The sequence below is a fragment of the Streptosporangium sp. CA-135522 genome (assembly GCF_050949235.1).
In the GTDB taxonomy this organism is placed as follows: Bacteria; Actinomycetota; Actinomycetes; order Streptosporangiales; family Streptosporangiaceae; genus Streptosporangium.
The window spans coordinates 9830441-9848937 of record NZ_CP192026.1 but is presented as its reverse complement, the minus strand read 5'-3'; the positions used below and the strand labels follow the sequence as shown (position 1 = coordinate 9848937).

General features: G+C 67.9%; 20 protein-coding genes and 4 tRNA genes. 12 read left to right on the top strand and 12 right to left on the bottom strand.

Going from position 1 to position 18497, the window contains the following annotated elements; all coding sequences use genetic code 11:
• Nucleotides 1-216: 216 nt before the first annotated feature.
• Nucleotides 217-1242 (bottom strand): helix-turn-helix domain-containing protein, encoded by a 1026-nt coding sequence (locus ACQPYK_RS46285; RefSeq protein ID WP_433247013.1) that lies wholly within the window; start codon nucleotides 1240-1242, stop codon nucleotides 217-219.
• Between the two features lie 718 nt (nucleotides 1243-1960).
• Nucleotides 1961-2036 (bottom strand) — tRNA-Lys (locus ACQPYK_RS46280).
• Between the two features lie 157 nt (nucleotides 2037-2193).
• On the opposite strand from ACQPYK_RS46280, the gene ACQPYK_RS46275 reads away from it, so the two are divergent.
• Complete coding sequence (locus ACQPYK_RS46275; RefSeq protein WP_433247010.1) at nucleotides 2194-2778, top strand: 3'-5' exonuclease; 585 nt, start codon at nucleotides 2194-2196, stop codon at nucleotides 2776-2778.
• A gap of 96 nt (nucleotides 2779-2874) precedes the next feature.
• Here ACQPYK_RS46275 and ACQPYK_RS46270 read toward each other — a convergent pair whose 3' ends face one another.
• Nucleotides 2875-4032: an acyl-CoA dehydrogenase family protein gene (locus ACQPYK_RS46270; protein ID WP_433247007.1), complete on the bottom strand. Its 1158-nt coding sequence runs from the start codon at nucleotides 4030-4032 to the stop codon at nucleotides 2875-2877.
• A gap of 121 nt (nucleotides 4033-4153) precedes the next feature.
• On the opposite strand from ACQPYK_RS46270, the gene ACQPYK_RS46265 reads away from it, so the two are divergent.
• A complete protein-coding gene (locus ACQPYK_RS46265) occupies nucleotides 4154-4669 on the top strand; it encodes a PspC domain-containing protein (RefSeq protein ID WP_433247004.1) in 516 nt (171 codons plus the stop codon).
• A gap of 1 nt (nucleotide 4670) precedes the next feature.
• Here ACQPYK_RS46265 and ACQPYK_RS46260 read toward each other — a convergent pair whose 3' ends face one another.
• Both ACQPYK_RS46260 and ACQPYK_RS46255 read right to left on the bottom strand, forming a co-directional pair.
• Entirely contained in the window at nucleotides 4671-5966 is a 1296-nt protein-coding gene (locus ACQPYK_RS46260) for an MFS transporter (RefSeq protein WP_433247001.1), read from the bottom strand.
• 169 nt (nucleotides 5967-6135) lie between these two features.
• Complete coding sequence (locus ACQPYK_RS46255) at nucleotides 6136-6486, bottom strand: metallopeptidase family protein (protein ID WP_433246998.1); 351 nt, start codon at nucleotides 6484-6486, stop codon at nucleotides 6136-6138.
• 33 nt (nucleotides 6487-6519) lie between these two features.
• Between ACQPYK_RS46255 and ACQPYK_RS46250 the strand changes: the two genes are divergently transcribed.
• The 5 genes from ACQPYK_RS46250 to ACQPYK_RS46230 all read left to right on the top strand — a co-directional run bounded on the left by ACQPYK_RS46250 (nucleotide 6520) and on the right by ACQPYK_RS46230 (nucleotide 9224).
• On the top strand, nucleotides 6520-8019 hold the full coding sequence (locus ACQPYK_RS46250) for a metallophosphoesterase family protein (protein ID WP_433246995.1): 1500 nt from the start codon (nucleotides 6520-6522) through the stop codon (nucleotides 8017-8019).
• A gap of 93 nt (nucleotides 8020-8112) precedes the next feature.
• Nucleotides 8113-8185, top strand: a tRNA-Glu gene (locus ACQPYK_RS46245).
• A 106-nt stretch (nucleotides 8186-8291) separates the two neighbouring features.
• Nucleotides 8292-8366: transfer RNA gene (locus ACQPYK_RS46240), tRNA-Asp, on the top strand.
• A gap of 28 nt (nucleotides 8367-8394) precedes the next feature.
• Nucleotides 8395-8468 (top strand) — tRNA-Phe (locus ACQPYK_RS46235).
• A 537-nt stretch (nucleotides 8469-9005) separates the two neighbouring features.
• Complete coding sequence (locus tag ACQPYK_RS46230; RefSeq protein ID WP_433246992.1) at nucleotides 9006-9224, top strand: hypothetical protein; 219 nt, start codon at nucleotides 9006-9008, stop codon at nucleotides 9222-9224.
• A 21-nt stretch (nucleotides 9225-9245) separates the two neighbouring features.
• Here ACQPYK_RS46230 and ACQPYK_RS46225 read toward each other — a convergent pair whose 3' ends face one another.
• Nucleotides 9246-10418 carry a hypothetical protein gene (locus ACQPYK_RS46225; protein WP_433246989.1) on the bottom strand — a complete coding sequence of 391 codons (1173 nt, stop codon included), beginning with the start codon at nucleotides 10416-10418 and terminating at the stop codon, nucleotides 9246-9248.
• On the opposite strand from ACQPYK_RS46225, the gene ACQPYK_RS46220 reads away from it, so the two are divergent.
• The gene (locus tag ACQPYK_RS46220; protein WP_433246986.1) at nucleotides 10417-10974 is read left to right on the top strand and encodes a TetR/AcrR family transcriptional regulator; all 558 of its coding nucleotides are present in this window, start codon (nucleotides 10417-10419) and stop codon (nucleotides 10972-10974) included. The genes ACQPYK_RS46225 and ACQPYK_RS46220 overlap by 2 nt on opposite strands.
• Here ACQPYK_RS46220 and ACQPYK_RS46215 read toward each other — a convergent pair whose 3' ends face one another.
• On the bottom strand, nucleotides 10975-11358 hold the full coding sequence (locus ACQPYK_RS46215) for a VOC family protein (protein ID WP_433246983.1): 384 nt from the start codon (nucleotides 11356-11358) through the stop codon (nucleotides 10975-10977).
• Between the two features lie 114 nt (nucleotides 11359-11472).
• Here ACQPYK_RS46215 and ACQPYK_RS46210 point away from each other — a divergent pair, with 114 nt between their 5' ends.
• Together ACQPYK_RS46210 and ACQPYK_RS46205 are read left to right on the top strand one after the other, a co-directional pair.
• Complete coding sequence (locus tag ACQPYK_RS46210; protein ID WP_433246981.1) at nucleotides 11473-11808, top strand: helix-turn-helix domain-containing protein; 336 nt, start codon at nucleotides 11473-11475, stop codon at nucleotides 11806-11808.
• Nucleotides 11809-11840: 32 nt separating this feature from the next.
• Complete coding sequence (locus tag ACQPYK_RS46205; RefSeq protein WP_433246978.1) at nucleotides 11841-12701, top strand: TIGR03619 family F420-dependent LLM class oxidoreductase; 861 nt, start codon at nucleotides 11841-11843, stop codon at nucleotides 12699-12701.
• A 100-nt stretch (nucleotides 12702-12801) separates the two neighbouring features.
• Here ACQPYK_RS46205 and ACQPYK_RS46200 read toward each other — a convergent pair whose 3' ends face one another.
• Nucleotides 12802-13365 (bottom strand): dihydrofolate reductase family protein, encoded by a 564-nt coding sequence (locus tag ACQPYK_RS46200; RefSeq protein WP_433246975.1) that lies wholly within the window; start codon nucleotides 13363-13365, stop codon nucleotides 12802-12804.
• A gap of 263 nt (nucleotides 13366-13628) precedes the next feature.
• On the opposite strand from ACQPYK_RS46200, the gene ACQPYK_RS46195 reads away from it, so the two are divergent.
• Nucleotides 13629-14312 (top strand): TetR/AcrR family transcriptional regulator, encoded by a 684-nt coding sequence (locus ACQPYK_RS46195; RefSeq protein WP_433246972.1) that lies wholly within the window; start codon nucleotides 13629-13631, stop codon nucleotides 14310-14312.
• A 40-nt stretch (nucleotides 14313-14352) separates the two neighbouring features.
• On the opposite strand, the gene ACQPYK_RS46190 is transcribed toward ACQPYK_RS46195, so the two are convergent.
• Both ACQPYK_RS46190 and ACQPYK_RS46185 read right to left on the bottom strand, forming a co-directional pair.
• Nucleotides 14353-14820 carry a pyridoxamine 5'-phosphate oxidase family protein gene (locus ACQPYK_RS46190; protein ID WP_433246969.1) on the bottom strand — a complete coding sequence of 156 codons (468 nt, stop codon included), beginning with the start codon at nucleotides 14818-14820 and terminating at the stop codon, nucleotides 14353-14355.
• A gap of 238 nt (nucleotides 14821-15058) precedes the next feature.
• Nucleotides 15059-15448, bottom strand: coding sequence for a VOC family protein (locus ACQPYK_RS46185; protein WP_433246966.1), 390 nt, complete (start codon nucleotides 15446-15448; stop codon nucleotides 15059-15061).
• A gap of 114 nt (nucleotides 15449-15562) precedes the next feature.
• On the opposite strand from ACQPYK_RS46185, the gene ACQPYK_RS46180 reads away from it, so the two are divergent.
• Complete coding sequence (locus tag ACQPYK_RS46180) at nucleotides 15563-16417, top strand: TetR/AcrR family transcriptional regulator (RefSeq protein ID WP_433246964.1); 855 nt, start codon at nucleotides 15563-15565, stop codon at nucleotides 16415-16417.
• A 70-nt stretch (nucleotides 16418-16487) separates the two neighbouring features.
• Here the strand turns inward: ACQPYK_RS46180 and ACQPYK_RS46175 are convergent, their stop codons facing one another.
• The gene (locus tag ACQPYK_RS46175) at nucleotides 16488-17132 is read right to left on the bottom strand and encodes a flavin reductase family protein (protein WP_433246961.1); all 645 of its coding nucleotides are present in this window, start codon (nucleotides 17130-17132) and stop codon (nucleotides 16488-16490) included.
• A 280-nt stretch (nucleotides 17133-17412) separates the two neighbouring features.
• Entirely contained in the window at nucleotides 17413-18390 is a 978-nt protein-coding gene (locus ACQPYK_RS46170; RefSeq protein ID WP_433246958.1) for an NADP-dependent oxidoreductase, read from the bottom strand.
• Nucleotides 18391-18497 lie beyond the last annotated feature (107 nt).

Below are 18497 nucleotides of genomic sequence, written 5' to 3'. Positions count from 1 at the left end.
TTTGAGGGGTGACGCACGGGTCTCTTTGAGGGGTAAGGAAGACGCACGGGTCTCCTTGAGGGGTAAGGAGGGGTAAGGAGGGGTAAGGAACGGCGCAGGGTCACGGGGCATACTGATCACCGTTGCCATCGTGGCGGCCGGCCGCGCTCATCACCCACGCCCCCGACAGCTTGCTATGGCGGCGTCCCGCAGTCGTTAGCATTGGGCGCACACTTTCTACGCACCAGGCGCAGCACCCTGTCCCCGCGGCCCCATGACGCTGTGGCGGTAGTCCCTGGGCGGCATCCCGTACACCGCGCGGAAGGACCGGCTGAAGTCCGCGGCACGAGGGAACCCCCACCGGGTCGCGATGGCGCGGATCGACAGCGTCCGCAGCCGCGGGTCGGCGAGATCGGTGCGGCAGTGCTCCAGGCGCCGCCGCCTGATCCACTCGGTCAGGGTGGTGCCCTGGCGCTGGAAGAGCACCTGCAGGTGGCGCACGGAGATGTGGTGGCGGGCCGCGACGGCGCCGGGGCTCAGCTGGGCGTCGGCGAGATTGTGCTCGACGAACGTGCGGATCTGCGCCATGAGGGTCTGGTCCCGGGTCTCGGGCGGCAGGTAGCGCTGGGCGTCCAGGCTTTGGGCCAGGAAGGCCATGGCCAGGTCCAGGGTGGAGGCACCCAGTCGTCTCGCGTCCTGTGGGGCCATGGCGGGCGCTTCGCGGACCAGGGTCTTGAGGTAGGTGGCGAGGATCGCGCCCAGCCCGCCGGTGGCGGGCATCCTGCGCGAGAGGAGGCCGTCGACCTTCCCCGCGGGCAGGGGCAGGTCCGCGCGGGGCAGGTGCACGATGATGGCCTGCGCCTGGCGAGGCCCGTCGAACGCACCGCCGTCGTAGGGGCGGGAGGTCTGCCACATCACCAGGTCACCGACGCCCATCTGGGTGTCGTCCCCGTTCTGGGAGATCCACATCTCTCCTCCCACGATTAGGGTGAGCTCGTACGCCTCGGGGTCGGAGCGGCGGATCAGCGCCGGGGTGCGCACCGACTTGAGCGCGGGGAACGACATGGTGGTGAGCTGCACGGCGCTCAGATCGATGGCTCCGGCGGTGGCCCTGAAGTCGGCGACGTGGTCGCTCGTGATGCGGGTGGGCGCCACATCACGGCTGATCAGATCGCACCACCAGTCGAATCGCTCCTCAGCCGGCAGGTCCGTGCTCTTCAGGGTGACGAAGCTCATCAGCGCCTTCCACGACTGGATGATCACGCTCTACTGTGCCCAATGATCGACCAGCGGACGGGACCGGCCGCGACCGGGGTGGCCGGCCGCGCCCCCGCCCAGCTTGGCGGGATTCATCAGCCACAGCACCTGGCCGATGCCCCCGGACCGAGGCGTCGACCGTGAGCACCGCGAACACCGCACGGCCACGAAGCCGGCCGGCAGCCTGTGCCGCGCGGCCTCGCCGACCGGGGTCCGGCACTCAGGGACCGGGACAGGAAGTTCCCGGCCCCCATGGAGGAGATCCTCGCCGACGCCGGCATCCAGACCGCGCTCACCGATATCGGATGCCGCAGATGAACTCGGTCATGGAGAAGTAGATGCGGTCGTGCCGCCGCGAGCCCCTGGACCGCTGCTCGCGCTGGAACGAACGCCACCTTCGGCACGCCCCGCGCGAGTATGAGGTGTTCTACAACCAGCACCGAGCCCATCAAGCCCTGGACCAGGCGGCTCCACTACGCGCCGTCCCGGACCCAACCACCGATCCGGCCACAGCCGTCGACCTGAACGTACGCCGACGAGACCGGCTCGGCGGGGTCCTCCACGAATACTCACATGCCGCTTGAACTGCGTGGACGGCGTTTTCGGCAGGCGCCGTACAGGCCATGGGCGCAGGTCGGGCCCTCAAGGCCTCCCACTCGCACCCGTGTTAGCAAAGCCGTTGGCAAACACCCCCGGAACATGATCGTTCCGGGGGTGTTTTTGCTGGTAGGGCGCCTGGGACTCGAACCCAGAACCTACGGATTAAAAGTCCGCAGCTCTAACCATTGAGCTAACGCCCCGCTGGAGACAGCGTACCGAGGATAGTGTCCACTAACGCCCGTCGCCAGGCCTGTGGGCGATCACCTGTTTACCCAATAGCTGGCAGAACGGGGAGCAGGCTCTCATAAAGTGGCAGCTATGACGAGCTCAGGGCTTGAGCCCGCCCACGGTTCCCGCATGTCCGCAAGGCAAGGGTATGTCGTGGTTGACGTGGAGACCACGGGTTTCTCTCCGGCGAAGGGGGACCGGATCTGCGAGATCGCGCTCGTCTCCCTGGACGCCGACGGCACGACCGTCGACGAGTGGCACTCGCTGATCGATCCTCGGCGCGGCACCGGGGCCGTGCACGTCCATGGCATCACCGAAGCGATGGTCGACGGCGCGCCGGTGATCGAGGAGGTGCTGGACGAGGTGTGGCAGCGGATCGCCGGGCGGGTTCTGGTGGCCCACAACATCTCTTTCGACCTGCGCTTCCTCAAAGTCCTGCCGGGCAGCCACTGGCTGACCGAGACCCTGTGCACCCAGCGGCTCGCCCCGGACTTCGTCCCAGACGGGAAGTGGACCCTCGGCGCCTGCTGCGAGCGCGTGGGCATCCCGTTCGCGAACGCCCACGCGGCGCTGCCCGACGCCCATGCCACCGCGGAGTTGCTCCGCTTCTACCTGCGCCAGGGTCTCTCCTGGCGACGCGAGCTGGATCGGGCGGCTCAAGCGCCGCAGTGGCGCCCCTGCGGCCTGCCGCAGCGGCAGGCCCGGCGGCGCTAGCCGGGACCCCGCCCGCCGTACCGGCAGACCCCCGTCGGGGAGGCCACGGCGCGTACGGCGGGGCCCGGTCCGGCCCGCGCCTCACCGGCCCGCGCCTCAGTGGAAGGCGTCCAGCCCGGTGAGGGCCCTGCCCAGGGTGAGGAGGTGGACCTCCTCGGTGCCCTCGTATGTCAGGACGCTCTCCAGGTTGGTCATGTGCCGGATCACCGGGTATTCCAGCGTGACGCCGTTGGCGCCGAGGATCGAGCGCGACTGGCGGGCGATGTCCAGGGCGGCGCGGACGTTGGCGAGCTTGCCGAAGCTGACCTGCTGCGGGGTGAGGGCGCCGGCGTCCTTCAGACGGCCCAGATGGAGGGCGGTGAGCTGGGTCTGGCTCATGCCCACGTACATCCAGGCGAGTTTCTCCTGGGTCAACTGGAAGCCGCCGATGGGCTTGCCGAACTGGACGCGGGTCCTGGAGTAGTCGACGGCCGACTCCAGGCAGGCGCGAGCCGCGCCCACGACGCCCCACAGGATGCCGAAGCGGGCCTCAGAGAGGCACGACAGCGGTCCTTTCAGGCCACGGACCCCGGGCAGTACGGCTGACGCGGGAAGGCGGACGTCGTCGAAGTACAGGGACGAGGTCACCGAGGCCCGTAGGGACAGCTTCTTGTGGATCTCCGGGGCGGAGAAGCCGGGCGTGTCGGTGGGGACCGCGAAGCCGCGGATGCCGTCCTCGGTCTGGGCCCAGACCACGGCGACGTCGGCGATGGAGCCGTTGGTGATCCACATCTTGGCGCCGTTGAGGATCCAGTCGCCGGAGGAGTCCTGCTTGGCGTGGGTGCGCATGTTCGCCGGATCGGAGCCGTGGTCGGGTTCGGTGAGGCCGAAGCAGCCGATCGCCTCGCCCGCGGCCATCCGGGGCAGCCATTCCTCTTTCTGCTCCGCGGAGCCGTACTTCCAGATCGGGAACATGGCCAGCGATCCCTGCACGGAGACGAACGAGCGCAGCCCCGAGTCCCCGGCCTCCAGCTCCCGGCAGGCGACGCCGTACGAGACGGCGTCCAGGCCCGCGCAGCCGTACCCCTCCAGGTGCATGCCGAGCACACCGAGCGAGCCGAGGACCGGGCCGAGCTCGCGGGCAGGGAAGACGGCGTCCTCGAACCAGTCGCCCACGTGGGGGAGAACCCTGTCCGCGACGAACTCCTTGACGGTGTCGCGGATGAGACGCTGCTCTTCGGAGAGTCCGTCGTCGATGCGCAGGAGGTCGTCCATGGGGTGTTCCTCTCTCGTCGGCCCCTGTCAGGGTATTGCCGGTGTCCCGGGGTGGCATGTCAGGGTCCCGCCAGGGGGAATCCCTATGTGAGCGGCGCTGTTTGTCGGGCAGTCTGAAGACATGAACGAAAACGACTTCTCGGGCGCCAGGAAGCTCCGCAGGACCAGGGACGGGCGCATCATCGCGGGTGTGGCCTCCGGTCTGGGACGCTACATCGGAATCGATCCCAACATCATCCGTGTGGCCCTCGCCGTCGCCACCATCTTCGGCGGCCTCGGAGTGGGGCTCTACGCGATCGGCTGGCTGCTCCTGCCCGACGAGGGCAAGGACAGGTCGATCGTCCACGATCTGGTCGACCAGAACAAGGACAACCCGGTCTGGCAGGACGTCAGGTCCAAGGTCGAGCAGAACTGGGCCAAGGCCACCCAGAACCGGGCGTCGCACTACCCGAGCCACCCGGGCGCGGCCCCGGAGTATCCGGCCCCCCACGACACGCCGGCTCCGCACTACCCGACCCACCAGGACCCGGCTCCGCAGTATCCCGCCCCCGCGGCCCCGCAGAACAACGTCCCGCAGGACACGGCACCCCGGAACACGGTGCCCCGGCACGATGACGAGTCCAAGCCCCAGGCATGACTCAGACGGTCGCCTCGGCGCGAACCTTCTCGATGATCTCCTTACGGGATCCGGACCAGAGCATGGCCAGCGCGGCCGCGACGAGCAGACCGGCCGCGCCCGCCAGCGCTACCACGGGAGCGGGACCGAGCTCGGCGGCGACGACGCCGCCGAGGAGGATGCCGACGCCCTGAGAGGCCAGCAGACCTGATTGCACGAGCCCGAAGGCCAGGCCCCGCCGTTCGGGCGGCACGCACTGCACGAACGCGGCGTTGGCCGCGAGCTGGTAGGCGCCGCCGACGCCTGAGACGAACCACAGCGCCAGCACCACGGCGAGGGGCGGCTCCATCACGCACAGGATCAATGGCGCACAGGTCAGCATCGCCATCCAGCCCATCGCGCGAAGCCGCGCCGACGGGTTGACGTATCGGCTGAACAGGAACGCCCCGATGACCGTCCCGGTCGGCATCGCGCCCATCAGCAGGCCGGAGACCAGCGAGATCTGTCGAGGATCGTCGGTCAGGGTGGCGGCGTAGGGGGTCGCGATCCCCTCGGGAAGCACGTAGAAGCCGCACAGCCAGGCGAAGAGCACCAGCGTTCGCAGCCGGGGGTCGCCGAAGACGAGCCTGGATCCGGCACGGGTCATGGTCCACATGGAGGGCCGGTCGGCATCGGCCTCGATGGGGGCGGGGCGTCGCCGTACTCCCGAGACCAGGATGAGTGCCGAGGCGAGAAACGTGGAAGCGTCCAGGGCCAGTGCACGGTACGGGCCCATCGCCATGATCAGGGCACCGCCGAGGGCGAAACCCAGCATCTGGGCGCCCTGGTTGGTCATGTTCTGCAGCGCCGAACCCGCGACATAGCGGTCCCCTTCGAGAAGCTCGGGCAGCAGCGCCGCCCTGGCCGCCGAGAACGGGGCGCTGAGCAGCACCACGCAGAAGACCAGCGAGCACAGGACGGCGAACGAGGTCGTGGGAACGGCCATGAGAGCGACCAGTCCGGCGCGGAGCAGATCGCAGATGATCATGATGTGCCGCCGGGCGTAGCGATCGGCGAGGCTCGCGAGCAGCGGGCCACCGATGATCGGCGGGAGATAGGTCAGCGCGTAGACCGACGCGGTGGCCAGAGGTGATTCCGTCCGTTCGAATACGAGAACGGACAGCGCGACTCGCGAAAGCTGGTCGCCGAGGAGGGAGAGCGCCTGGCCGATCCAGAGCGCGCGAAACTCCCTGATGGCGATGACCTCGCCGTAGGTCGCTTGGCGCTCGACCGGGCGGCGGTGCCGCCCAGGTATCCGGCCGGGCCTGGTGGCCGCCATAGGACTCCGCTGGGCTTACAGGCGTATTGACTGTGGGTGTTCGTTGCGTAACCTACGGTGCCCGTTGAAGTGTCGGCGCGCAACTGAAAGCAATCAACCTCATGCAAGCTGTAATCGTAAATTGGGAAATCTCGGTCATGTGGAAGATCGATGTGCAGCGCGGCTTTGGCTACCAGCCGAGGGTGTGCAGCTTGTCATCGTCGATGCCGAAATGGTGAGCGATCTCGTGGATCACGGTGATTCGCACCTCCCGCACCACATCGTCCTCGGTCTCGCAGATGGAGCGGATCGGGTTGCGGTAGATCTCGATCCGGTCGGGTAACACTCCTGCGTACCACTCGCCACGCTCGGTGAGAGGTATGCCCGTGTACAGGCCCAGAAGATCCGGCTCAGGCGGATCGTCCACGACCACCACGACCACATTGTCCATGACTCTCGTCAGCTCGGGAGGGATCGTGTCCAGTGCGCCGGCCACGAGCTCTTCGAACTTCTCTCTCGAGACCTCGATCACACCCGCCATTGTGCCCCGTGTTTTCGGGTAAGGGGGAGCCGCATGGATGTCACGGACTGGACCCAGCGCCTCCGTCGCCTCGCGACGGGGCGAATCGCGCGCGCGGTGGCGGTGATGCTCGTCGCCGTGAGCGGAGCATGGCTGGGCATCGCGCTCGGCGGCGCGGTACACACCAACGTCGGCCCCGTGGAGATCGGAATGTCGGCGGAGCCCTCGTGGTCGGGAGAGACCGTCGTGGACGCCCACCCGCTGGGCACGCTCCTGTTCGACACTCACAACGCCCCGGTCGGCCTGCGCATCACCCTGGAGAACATCAATCCCACCCGGGCCGGCGCGCTGCTGGAGGACCCGCGCCTCTCCGACCGGCTTCCGGCCCTGCTGGAGAAGGAGCTGCGCGAGGGAGTCAAGACGCTGATCCTGCGCGCCGCCCTCTGCGGCCTGGTGGGCGCCCTCGTCGTCTCGCTGATCGTCTTTCGCCGCCCCGGACCGGCCCTGGCTGGCCTGCTGAGCGCCGTCGTCCTGATCGCCGGTACGGGCGCGGCCGTCGTCTTGACGTTTCGCCCCAAGTCGGTGGTCGAACCGAAATACACCGGCCTGCTGGCCGGGGCGCCGACCCTGGTGGGCGACGCCGAGTCGATCGTGACCAAATTCGAGTCCTACCGGGTCCAGCTCGCCAAGCTCGTCAACAACGTCTCCCAGCTTTACGACACGGTCTCGGCCCTGCCGGTCTACGACTCCGATCCCGCGTCGATCCGGGTGCTGCACGTCTCCGACATTCACCTCAGTCCCATCGCCTGGAATCTCATGCACTCGATCACCGACCAGTTCAAGATCGATGCGATCGTGGACACCGGTGATCTGACCGACCACGGGACCGGCCCCGAGGACAAGTTCGTCGAGGAGATCGGCAGCTTCGGCGTGCCGTACGTCTTCGTCAGGGGCAACCACGATTCCAAGGCCACCCAGCGGGCCGTCGGCAGGCAGAAGAACGCGGTCGTCCTCGACGACTCCGCCAAGACCGTGGCGGGACTGCGCATCTACGGCCTCGGTGACCCACGGTTCACGCCCGACAAGTCCGTGGCCGTCGACTCCGACCCCGAGTCCCTCACCGAGGTGGGGCGGACCCACGCCGCCCGGCTCGGACAGGCTCCCGGGCCGGCGGACCTCGTGGCGGTGCACGACCCGACGATCGCCAGGGCGTTCTCCGGTGCGGCTCCGATGATTCTCGCCGGTCATTCTCACGAACGATCGACCGAGATGCTTCCCTCCGGAAGCCGCCTTCTCGTCCAGGGTTCCACCGGCGGAGCCGGTCTACGCGCCCTGGAACACGACGAACCCACCCCCGTCGCAGCCTCGGTTCTGTACTTCGATCGCAAGTCGCATCGCCTGCGGGCCTGGGACGACATCACGTTGGGAGGCCTCGGCGAGCAATCTGTTCAGATCGAACGTCACGTTGAGACCGACCCTGGCCGTACAATTTCTCCTGTGCCCACGACCGCCCCGTCTCCAACGGGATCGGCCAGCGGCACCGTGGCGCCGTAAGCCGGGAAGCCGCTTTGGCATCGGGGGCAAAAGTCCCCTATGCTTCAGAGGTCTCCAGCGGAAGACGGCAACGGAACGGAATGAGAATTCCGAGCCCCCATCGTCTAGTGGCCTAGGACACCGCCCTTTCAAGGCGGCGACACGGGTTCGAATCCCGTTGGGGGCACGGCCGAGCGAAAGCTCGCCAGGGAAACGGCAGGTCGAAGACCTCCGAAGAACTGGTAAGCTAAGCAAGGCAAGAAAGACGGAAGCGAAAACTTCCAGTCAAGCAAGGTCCTGTAGAGCAGTTTGGAGTGCTCGCCACCCTGTCAAGGTGGAGGTCGCGGGTTCAAGTCCCGTCAGGACCGCTCTGGTAGGTGCTCAACCCACCACCAAGGTCAGGTAGCTCAGTCGGTACGAGCGTCCGCCTGAAAAGCGGAAGGTCGGCGGTTCGACCCCGCCCCTGACCACACCATCTGAGCAGCAGAGACGCCTCGAACGATCATCGTTCGGGGCTTTTTTGATCTCCAGTGACAGCAACGACCTCAAGCATGCGCTGTGATGCTGACGGCTTAGAACTCGTCGCGGTATCAGGTCAGACTGGGTGACGCAGCGCGGGTAAGCGTCAACGCTTACAACGGACGACCCGGCTCGACCGCCGGCGGCTGGAGGCGAAGGTGTACTGCCTCAGGCGGTGAGCGCCGATGCTTCTGAGGTTGAAGGGCTGAAGTTACGTCGCTGAGAGCGTGACGATCGCCCATAGCAGTCATACCGGAAGCATGAGGAAATGGTACGCAGTAGTGCACGATGTCGCATGGGAGAGAAGTGGCCTGGCCAGTGACTCATCTTGGCGGCGGTTTTCTCTACGCCCGCACGGTCACCGCTACCCGGGACGCCTGAAATGCCAAACGCAGCGTGAAGGTATCCAGCGTGAACAGGTCGGTGCCGTCCCAGTCGAAGAGCGCGATCTACCCAGATGGGGCATTCAGGTGAGCAGTCACGCAGTCATGGCCTTCCTGGTCCTCGCGCCACTCGACAAGACGGACATCCTCAAGCCGGAAGACCACAACAGGCGTTCTGGAAAGCTCGGGCGGGGCCCACTGCGGATCGTAGACGAACTCCAGTTTCAACACCGGCGGCTTGCCGGGCTCGTAGGTCAGGCGTCTGAAGTCGGTGTCGTGGTGGTAGACATGGGCGTCTTTCGTGGCCTGCCGGGCGCTTTGTGATATTGCCCGACTGTCACGGTCCTAGAAGTCGCGCCACTCGTCGAACCAGTCGGCCGTCTCGGAGTCCGGGACACCGGCACGCCGTGCCAGCTCGAAGAACACATCTGCGGCCTGCTCCCGCCTGAGCGTGTCGATGATCTCGTAGCGTTCGTCGATCGCGTTGAGTTTCTTGATCAGGTTCTGGAGGATCGGCCGAGCGTCGGCCGCTTTGGCGGAATCGCAGGCAGGCAGGTGTTCGATGGCGCGAAGTGCGGACGCGTAGGCCTTGCATGCGGCATTACCTGCCCGTTCGTCGTCATCGACCCAGTCGCGCAGTGAGTTGTCGACATTGGCCGCCAGCCAGATGTCGGACTTGGCGCCCTGAAGGGTCACGTGCACGGGTGCACCCTTGTAGCGGGCCTTGATCGGTTTGACCTGGCTGCGCCGGACCCCCGCGACGCTCAGGCGGCGTAGGGATGTGGCGGGGTGCGGCAGGGAGGACGCGTCAACGCCGTACGCGTCGGTGAGCTGCAGCGTGTGCAACCGCTGCCATCGGCTCAGGTCGGCGGTGTCCAGCAGTCGGCCATAAGGTCGCCTCCACCGGATGCGCAACGACTCCAGGCCGATCAGGGCACCTAGCGCGGCCAGAGACAGATCATCCGTCACCCGCAGGTCGAGATGACGAATCCCGCGCAGACCACTCGGAATGGGAGCGGGCGAGGCCATGGTCAGCTGGATCCACCGGCCCTCCTCGGCCGCTTCGACGATCTGGGGTGGCTCGGCCGTCAGCCGGAGATCCATCAATCCGGGCGGGAGGCGGAGGTGCCGCGGCCCGGTGCCGCAGATTGCGAGCTCGGTCAGGTGCGTCGCGCTCAGATCCACGACGGCCGGTGGGTCGTCCCAGATCAGATGCTGGATCATAGGCCGGCTGGCAACGGCCTCGGTGAAACCGCGATCGGATCCTGACCATCTCAGCGTGGTCAGGTGTGGCAGGACGTCCAGGCCCGACCAGCGGACCTCTGCGAGGTGAGCCGGAAGGTCGAGCTTCGACGTCGTGGCGTTCATGGTCTGTGGCGCATCACCGAGATCGACCACGACCGCACCGTTGGTGGGGTTCTTGTAGGCCGCCTTGGCCTCCGCGGGCACATGCAGATCCCATCGCCTTTGGTAGGCGATCTGTAGCGGCAGGCTTTCCCAGCCACCGATGGGCGGCATGGCTGATCACTCACGCAGAAGGGAACGCTCCCGTACGGCGATCCTGCGCGCCGCCTGGGATCTGTGCGTCGAGCAGCCGTACGCCAAGGTCACCATCGAGGGCATCGCGAGCAGAGCGGGGGTCGGCAAGCCGACGATCTACCGCTGGTGGCCCTCCAAGGGCGCCGTCATCCTGGACGCGATGATGGAGGAGGTCTCCCCGGCCATCGGCTTCACCGCGACCGGAGACGATCTGGAAGACCTGCGAACCTGGCTGCGCAGTGTCGCGGTCATGCTGGCCGATCCGAACACGGGCCCGGTCATCAGCGGCCTGGTCGGCGCGGCGCAGCACGACGCCGACCTCGCGCGGATGTGGCACGAGCGTGTCTATCTCCCGACGCGTACGGTGACCGTGGAGCGTATCCGGCGAGTCCAAGCCGGCGGCCGCCTGACCGACACCGATCCGCAGATCCTGGCGGACCTGCTGGCCGCGCCCATCTGGTTCCGCTTCCTGCTGGCCGGCGGCGATCCCACCCCGGAGCACGCGGACGCCGTGTTCCAGGCGGTGCTCAGGTGACTAGTCCCAGCGCTGGGCGTTGGTGTCGTCGAGCATGCCGGGCGGGTCCTGGATCACGCAGAACGGCAGGCCCGCAGGGTCGCGCATGATCCACCAGCGGTCCGTCCGCTCCACCCGGACGGCGCCGAGCTTCTCCAGCCGCGACGCCTCCGCCTCCAGGTCGGAGGTGTGAAAGTCGAGGTGCACCCGGGGCGCGCCCTCGCCGAGATGCTGCACCAGCAGGGCGAAATGACCGTGCGGCGCCCGCGATCCGTGGAACTCGGGCACCTGCTCGAACTGCGGCAGTTCCCAGCCGGTCGCCCCGCGCCAGAACGCCAGCTCGGCGGGGTGGTCGGCGTCGGGAACATCGATGACGGCTGTATAAACGCGGCTGTAGTGGGCCATAACCCGTCAGCCTAGTGTCCCGGTCTTGAGGTGAACGTTCGCCTCATGAGGTGCCCTCAGCCTCTTCTGTGAGGAACTGGTGCGTTATCCGGCCGGGAGCGGTGTGCTGGGCTGATGGGTGACAGCAGACTGGAACCACTGGAATTAACCGTAGAAGAGCGACGGGTCCTTCAAGAACGGGCCAAGCGTCGTTCGACCGCTCAGGGCCTGTCCCTGCGTGCACGGATCGTGTTGGCGCGCGCCGAGGGCAGGAGTAACACCGCCGTGGCGGCCCGGCTTCGGGTCAGCCGGGGCACGGTGACCAGATGGCGGGCCCGGTTCTTGGTCCGCCGTCTGGACGGCCTGGCCGATGAGCCGCGTCCCGGAGTGCCGCGGACCATCACCGATGCCCAGGTCGATCAGATCAAGATCGATTCCGTGCTTGCCTTGACGCCGGTGACAGGGTTCTAGGGTGATCGCGAACACCAATCCGGGGAGTGACGATGAAATTCGCGATCAGCTACTCCACGGCCGGCGGCGTCGACCCCGACAAGCTCGTGGACTATGCCCGGCATGCCGAGGACTGTGGCTTCGAAGGGCTGTACCTACCGGAGCACATCGTGCTGTATCCCGGCGCCGCGATCGGCCCCTTCGAGTTCCCGCCGTCGCTGCCCTACCCCGATCCACTCGACTGCCTGGGCTTCGTCGCGGCGGCCACCCGGCGCATCCTGCTCGGCACAGCCGTGCTGCTGCTGCCGTACCACCACCCGGTGGTCCTGGCCAAGCGGCTGGCGACCATCGACGTGCTGTCCAAGGGGCGGATGCGGTTGCTGACCGTGGGGCTGGGCACCCTGCCCGGCGAGGCCAGGGCGGTGGGAGCCGACTTCAGCACGCGCGGACGCCGTACCGACGAGGCCATCGACGTGCTGCGGCTGCTGTGGGAGGGCGGTGAGGAGGGCGTCAGCTTCGACGGCGAGTTCTTCGGCTTCGACCAGGTGTGCAGTTACCCGAAGCCCCATGGGGTCACGCACCTGCCGATCCACGTCGGCGGGTCGAGCCGGGCGGCCGCGCGCCGAGCCGGGCGGCGCGGCGACGGCTACTTCCCCGGAGGCGCGATCACTCCCGAGGAGCGCGCTATCCAGCTGGAGCTGGCCCGGGCCACCGCCTACGAGGCCGGCCGCGACCCCGACGCGCTGGAGTACACGCGATGGGGGTCGATCGACATGTCCGCTGAACGGGTCGAGACGTTCGCCGCGCAGGGGGTGACCCGCCTCGTGGTCAGCCCCGCCGCGGCGGAACCGGAGCGGCAGCGGGATGAGATGTCCGCGTTCGCCCAGCGGTTCGCCCTTCTCGGTACCGGCTGACGCTCTCGAAAGCTCGGTACCGGCTGACGCTCTCGAAAGGCGTTCGCGGGCGGGTGCGGGTCAACCTCGCTCTCCCGCGGAAGGAGCGGGGCGGCCGTGCTCAGGAGCGCTTCGGCTCGAAGCGCAGCGCGGTGATCCCGCAGTCGAACGGTTGAGCAGTGACGAGGCTGAGCCGCTGGTAGGCGCCGATGTTGGCGAACACGGGCATTCCGGTGCCGATCGCGGTCGGGTTGACGAACAGGTGGAGTTCGTCGAGCAGGCCCTTGGCGATCAGGCTCGACACGAGCGTGCCGCCTCCGTAGGTGATCATGTCCCCGCCGGGCTGGGCCTTGAGCCGGTTCACGGTCTCGGCGAGATCGCCGCCGGCGACGGTGGCGTTCTCCCAGGGCGACTCGGTGAGGGAGTCGGAGATCACGACCTTGGGCGTGTTGTTCATCCAGTCGATGGCCTCCTTGTCCTCACCCTCGGGCTGGGAGGCCCAAGTCGGGATGAACCCCTCGGCGAGCTTGCGGCCCAACACGATGCAGTCGACCGATTCGGTGAGCGCCGCGATGTAGGCGTTGATGTCGTCGGTCCAGGGGAACGTCATCCAATCCATCTCCCCGTTCGGGCCGGCCATGTAGCCGTCGACGCTGACCTGAACCTGGAGCTTGAACTTGCGCATGAGGTGTTTCCTTTCGGGGTGGTGCCGCGAGGGCCGCGGGTCTGTCCGGCCCGCTGTTTTCATCTGCCTTCAGCTTGGCGGAGCCCGCTTACGGATTGTTTAAGGTTTCCTTCCGGGACGGACCGCGGCCGGGCGGGTGCGACGGTTTCGCTCCGCAACGACTTGCACCCTGTTCAAGTGGAATCCAGAACAGAACTTGAACAAAGTGCAAATACTTCCTTGAACATTGTGCAAGTCGGAGTCGCGTGCCCTATCGTGAACCCATGCCGCGCGACACGCTGACCCGGGAACAGATCGTCCGGACCGCCGTCGAGCTGCTGGACGCCGACGGCCTTGAGGGCTTGAACATGCGCAGCCTGGGCAAACGGCTCGACTCCGCCGCGACGGCGGTCTACTGGCACGTCAAGAGCAAGGACAACCTCGTCAGGCTCGCCGGCGACCAGGTGTGGCACGAGATCGAGATGCCCGACCTCGACACGGTCGATTGGCGCACGGCGGCCACCTGCCTGGCCACCGACCTCTACGCCATGCTCACCAGGCACCCCTGGCTCGTGCAGGCGTTCGCCTCCTACATCTTCTACGGCACGGGCAAGGCGCGCTACGACGACCGCAGCCTCGCCGTTTACGAAACGGCCGGATTCGTCGACGCGGAGGCGGACCGGGCCGCAGCCGCCGTCTTCACCTTCGTGCTCGGCAACGCCCTCGGCGTGTCCGCCACGGCCTCACTGAACAGGCGGCTGGGCCGTGACGGGGGTGACGCGGAGGAGGTGCTCCGCGACACCATGAAGCAGGCCGGCGAAGTCGCGATGCAGTTCCCGCGGTTGCGCAGTCGCGTCGGAGTGGCGGACGCCGCCGACTACGCCGCGGCGCCCGACAAGAGCTTCGAGTTCGGCCTCCAGGCCATCTTCAACGGTCTCGAAGACCAACTCGCCGCCCGCCGCGGATGACGGCGCCCGGGTGAACCGTTCCTCCGGGTGAGTGTCCCGCTCAGTCAGGGATGAGCCAGTGTCCGTCGCGCATGAGCTCGCGGCCGGTGAGTTCGTTCTCCTCGCGCCAGGCTTGGAGCCGTTGGGGGTGAATGCGGAAGTAGAGATAGACGCTGGTGAGCCGGCGCGGGTCGAAGCCGGTCTTGGCGGCGAAGGCGTCGCCGATCTCGTCCGGGATCTCGGTGCTCTCCGTCGCCGTCTGCACGGTCCCCTCGATGAGGACCAGATCGCGGGTCGGGCCGATGCCGAGGCGGACCTTGCCGGTGGCCTGCAGATTGCGGCCGGTCGGACTGGAGGCCGGGGTGGCCATCAGCAAGGTGGCGCCGTCCCAGAGGAAGGACAGCGGCACCATATGGGGAACCCCTGTTTCTCTCTCGGCCGTGGCCACCCATGCGTCGACGTCGTGCTCCAGCCGGTGGAGCGTGTCCTGCTTGCGCTGTTTCGCGGTACGGGGCGGCGGCGGGGTCATCTGATGAGCCTCCTGATCGCGGATGGAGATCGGCGCCGACATTATTGAACGGCCACGCCCTGAATCCGTACACCGGCCTCGGCGCACCCGAAGCCGAAGAGGCTCGTGCCTTCCTGGCCGACCTTGGACGGGCCCGGCGACCGTGGACAGGCCCGGCGAACTTTGACGACATGGGCGAGAGGGCCGAGACCCGGATCCGCCCGGCGGGCCACCGGCACGCCGGGCGGTCGCGGGATCGTCACTGCTCGCTGGGAGTGGCCCACTCGACCAGCTCGACGGGGACACCGTTGGGGTCGGTCACCATGAACAGGCGCTCGCCCCACGGCTCCTCGCGGATCGGCAGGGTGATGGTCACGCCCTCGCCGCGGAGGCGAGCCTCTTCGGCGGCGAGGTCGGCGACGGTGAAGGCCACGATCACCCCGGCCGTGCGCTGGTCGCGGAGGTCTTCGGGAAGCACCTCGATGCCTCGCTGCAGGAAGACGATGTTCATGGCCGCGTCACCGTGGCTCAGCGAGGCGAAGCCCTCGGCGGACATCTGCTCGCTGAAGCCGAAGTGGGTGACGAAGAAGTCGCTGGAGGCGCGGACGTCATCGACGGTCAGCGACACGGTGGAGGCGGTGATCTGCACGAAGGCTCCTGTGGTGGCGAGGGGAACGGAGTTACTCTATACGATGTACGACGTACTGTGTACAGAGTATTAGTCCGAGATCCCCGGCTTCTGGCCGCATGCGAGGATGTCCCCATGTCCAAGGACCGCAGCGGTGCGGGCGACCCCGCACGCACCCTGGAACTGCTGTGGCGCGAGCCCGGCTACGGAGCCTCGGGGCGCGGGCCCAAACAGGGCCTCACCATCGATGACGTGGTCACGACCGCGATCGGCATCGCCGACACCGACGGCGCGGGTGCGGTGACGATGCGCCGGCTCGCCCAGGCCCTCGGGGTCTCCGCCATGTCGCTCTACACCTATGTCCCCGGCAAGGCCGAGCTGCTCGACCTCATGCTCGACACCGTCTACCGCCGGATGCCGCGCACCGAGCCGGCGCAGGGCCACTGGCGCGCCCGGCTGGAAGCCGTCGCCCGCGACAATCGCGCCCTGTACGAACGGCACCCCTGGGTGACGGCCGCCTGCAGCAGCCGCCCGCCTCTGGGCCCGGGCCTGATGGCCAAGTACGACTACGAACTGCGGGCACTCGACGGGCTGGGTCTGGACGACGTCGAGATGGACTCCGCCCTCACCTTCCTGCTCGGCTTCGTCGAGATCTGCGCGAGAGCCGCCGCCGACGCCCGCGCCGCCCAGCATGAGAGCGCGATGAGCGACGATCAGTGGTGGGCCGCCAACGCTCCCTTGCTGGCCCGGGTCTTCGACGGCACCGAACACCCCACGGCCGCCCGCGTCGGCAGCGCGGCCGGAGTCGCCTACGGCGCCTACGGCCCGGACCACGCCTTCGAGTTCGGTCTCCAGCGCGTCCTCGACGGTCTCGGCGTCCTCATCGCCCCAGCGGGCGGTTCCTTCGGATCCGGGACGAAGGGCTCCTCCGAGGAGGACGCGGACGAGGATCCCGGTGCGCCTCCTGCCGTACGGCCGGCACGCCGGTAAGCCGGTACGGGCCGGTCGGCGCAGCGAGGCGGATGCTGCCCGCGATCGCCGATCCGGCGGGTTCGCCGGTTCACGATCGGGGGGTCTGAGAACGGAAACTGTGCCCGAGCTCGGGGCCGAGTCCGTGGTAGTGCCGGAAGTTGTAGATCAGCGGGCTCCAGGCGGCGGGATCGATGTGCTGGGTTCCGGGAACGACGATGCGGGGATCGGCGTGGACCCGTAAGACCTGGGTTTCGATGATGAGAAAGTCGTCGGTGGCATCCGGCCGGATCCGGGTGACCCGGGCTTCCAACTGGATCGGGCAGCCGGCCACACGTGGCGGGCGGACGAGGTGCGAGGGCTCGGGACGCAGGCCGGCGGCGCCGAACTTGTCCGGCTCGTAGCGGAACGCGCCCTGCTTGTGATCGGGGATCGGGTCTCGTCCGGTCAGCGGTGCCAGGCGTTCCACGGGCTGCCACTGCTGCGGCGACGGAAGGCTGACCGTGAGGTCGGGCCGGGTCGCGAGGTTGTGCGCGGTCTGGCCCTCGGCCCCCAGGCCCAGCACGAGCACCTGGCCGAGCGCCCACGCCGAGGACATCGGAGCCAGGTTGAAGGTGGCGTCGTCGTTCTCGGTGGCCAGCAGCGCGACCGGCGTCCCGAAGTACAGGATGCTCGGGGCGATCGTCACATGGTCGATCGTCGTGTCGGTGGAAGCGTCACCGGGAGTGGTGGTCATGGGCTCGACCGTAGAGGGAGGATGTTGCGGCGCACGCCGAAGCGTCACCGGGAGATGATGGGCCGCGCTGTGCCCTGCGAGACGCACGCGACCGTGCCCCGAGCGGTCGTGGGAGGCCGTCCCCGCCCTGAGCGGTCGTGGGAGCCGCCTTCGCCCCGAGCGGTCGCGGGGACGTCGCCCTCGCCCCGATTTCGTGGCGCAACCGCTGGGGGCCTCACTCGAACGCCTCCAGGGGCTCGTCGAGCATCCCTGAGGAGCGCGGACGGGAAATGATCGGGAATCAGCCCTCGGTGACGCTCAGAATGATCTTTCCTTGGATGTGCCCCTGCTCGGCGCGCTCGTGGGCCTTGGAAGCGTCTGCGAGGGGGAAGACGCTGTCGACGCCGACGCGAAGGCGGCCGGCGTCGATCAAGCGTGCCAGTTCGGCCATCTGTGCTCCGTCGGAGTGGACCTGCCCCGATACGAAGGTGATGCCCAGCTCGGCCGCGTGCTCGCGGTGGTAGTCGCCGTGGAAGACGGGGCTGATCGTGCCACCGGGCTTGAGCGCCGGGAGGAAACGGTGTCCGTGGGGGCCGCCGACGGTGTCCACGAGGTAGTCGACGTCGCGCACCACCACCTCCTCGACGGCGGTGGTGGTGTAGTCGATGAACCGGTCGACACCCAGGTCGCGGAGGAACTCCTCGTGGCGTCCCGAGGCGACGGCGATGACATGCGCCCCTGCGGTCTTGGCGAGTTGCGTGACGAAGTGGCCGACTCCACCGGCCGCACCGTTGACGAGCACGGTCTTGTCTGGTTCAAGCTGTATGTGGTCGAAGAGGTACTGGTAGGCGGTGAGCCCCGCCATCGGCACGCCGGCGGCCTGCACATGGTCGATGCCGGTCGGCTTGCGCGCGAGGTGCGACACGGGCGAGGTCGTGTACTCCGCGTATCCCTTGCCGCCGTTGTCGAGCCCGGGGAATCGCACCAGCCCGAACACCGCGTCCCCCTCGGCCAGCTCGGTGACCTCGGGGCCGACGGCCGCGACGATGCCCGAGATGTCCGAGCCCGGGGTGAACGGCAGGGTGAGCCGCGGTCGCACGCTCTCCGGGATGTTCGCGAAACCGGTGCGCGCGTACCAGTCGGGCGGGTTGAGCCCGGCCGCGTGGACGCGGATCAGGACCTCGCCCGGCCCCGGTTCGGGACGCGGGACCTCCTCGTGCACCAGGACTTCGGGTCCGCCGAAGGCGTGCAGCCGCACGGCCCTCATGGTTTCGGGCATCGTCTCTCCTCGATCGTCGGCTATGGGCAGGCTGCCGGAGCACACCCGAAGGCAATCCGGAGCGGTGCTCCAAATAATAATCGGAGCGGTGCTCCATCTGTCAAAGT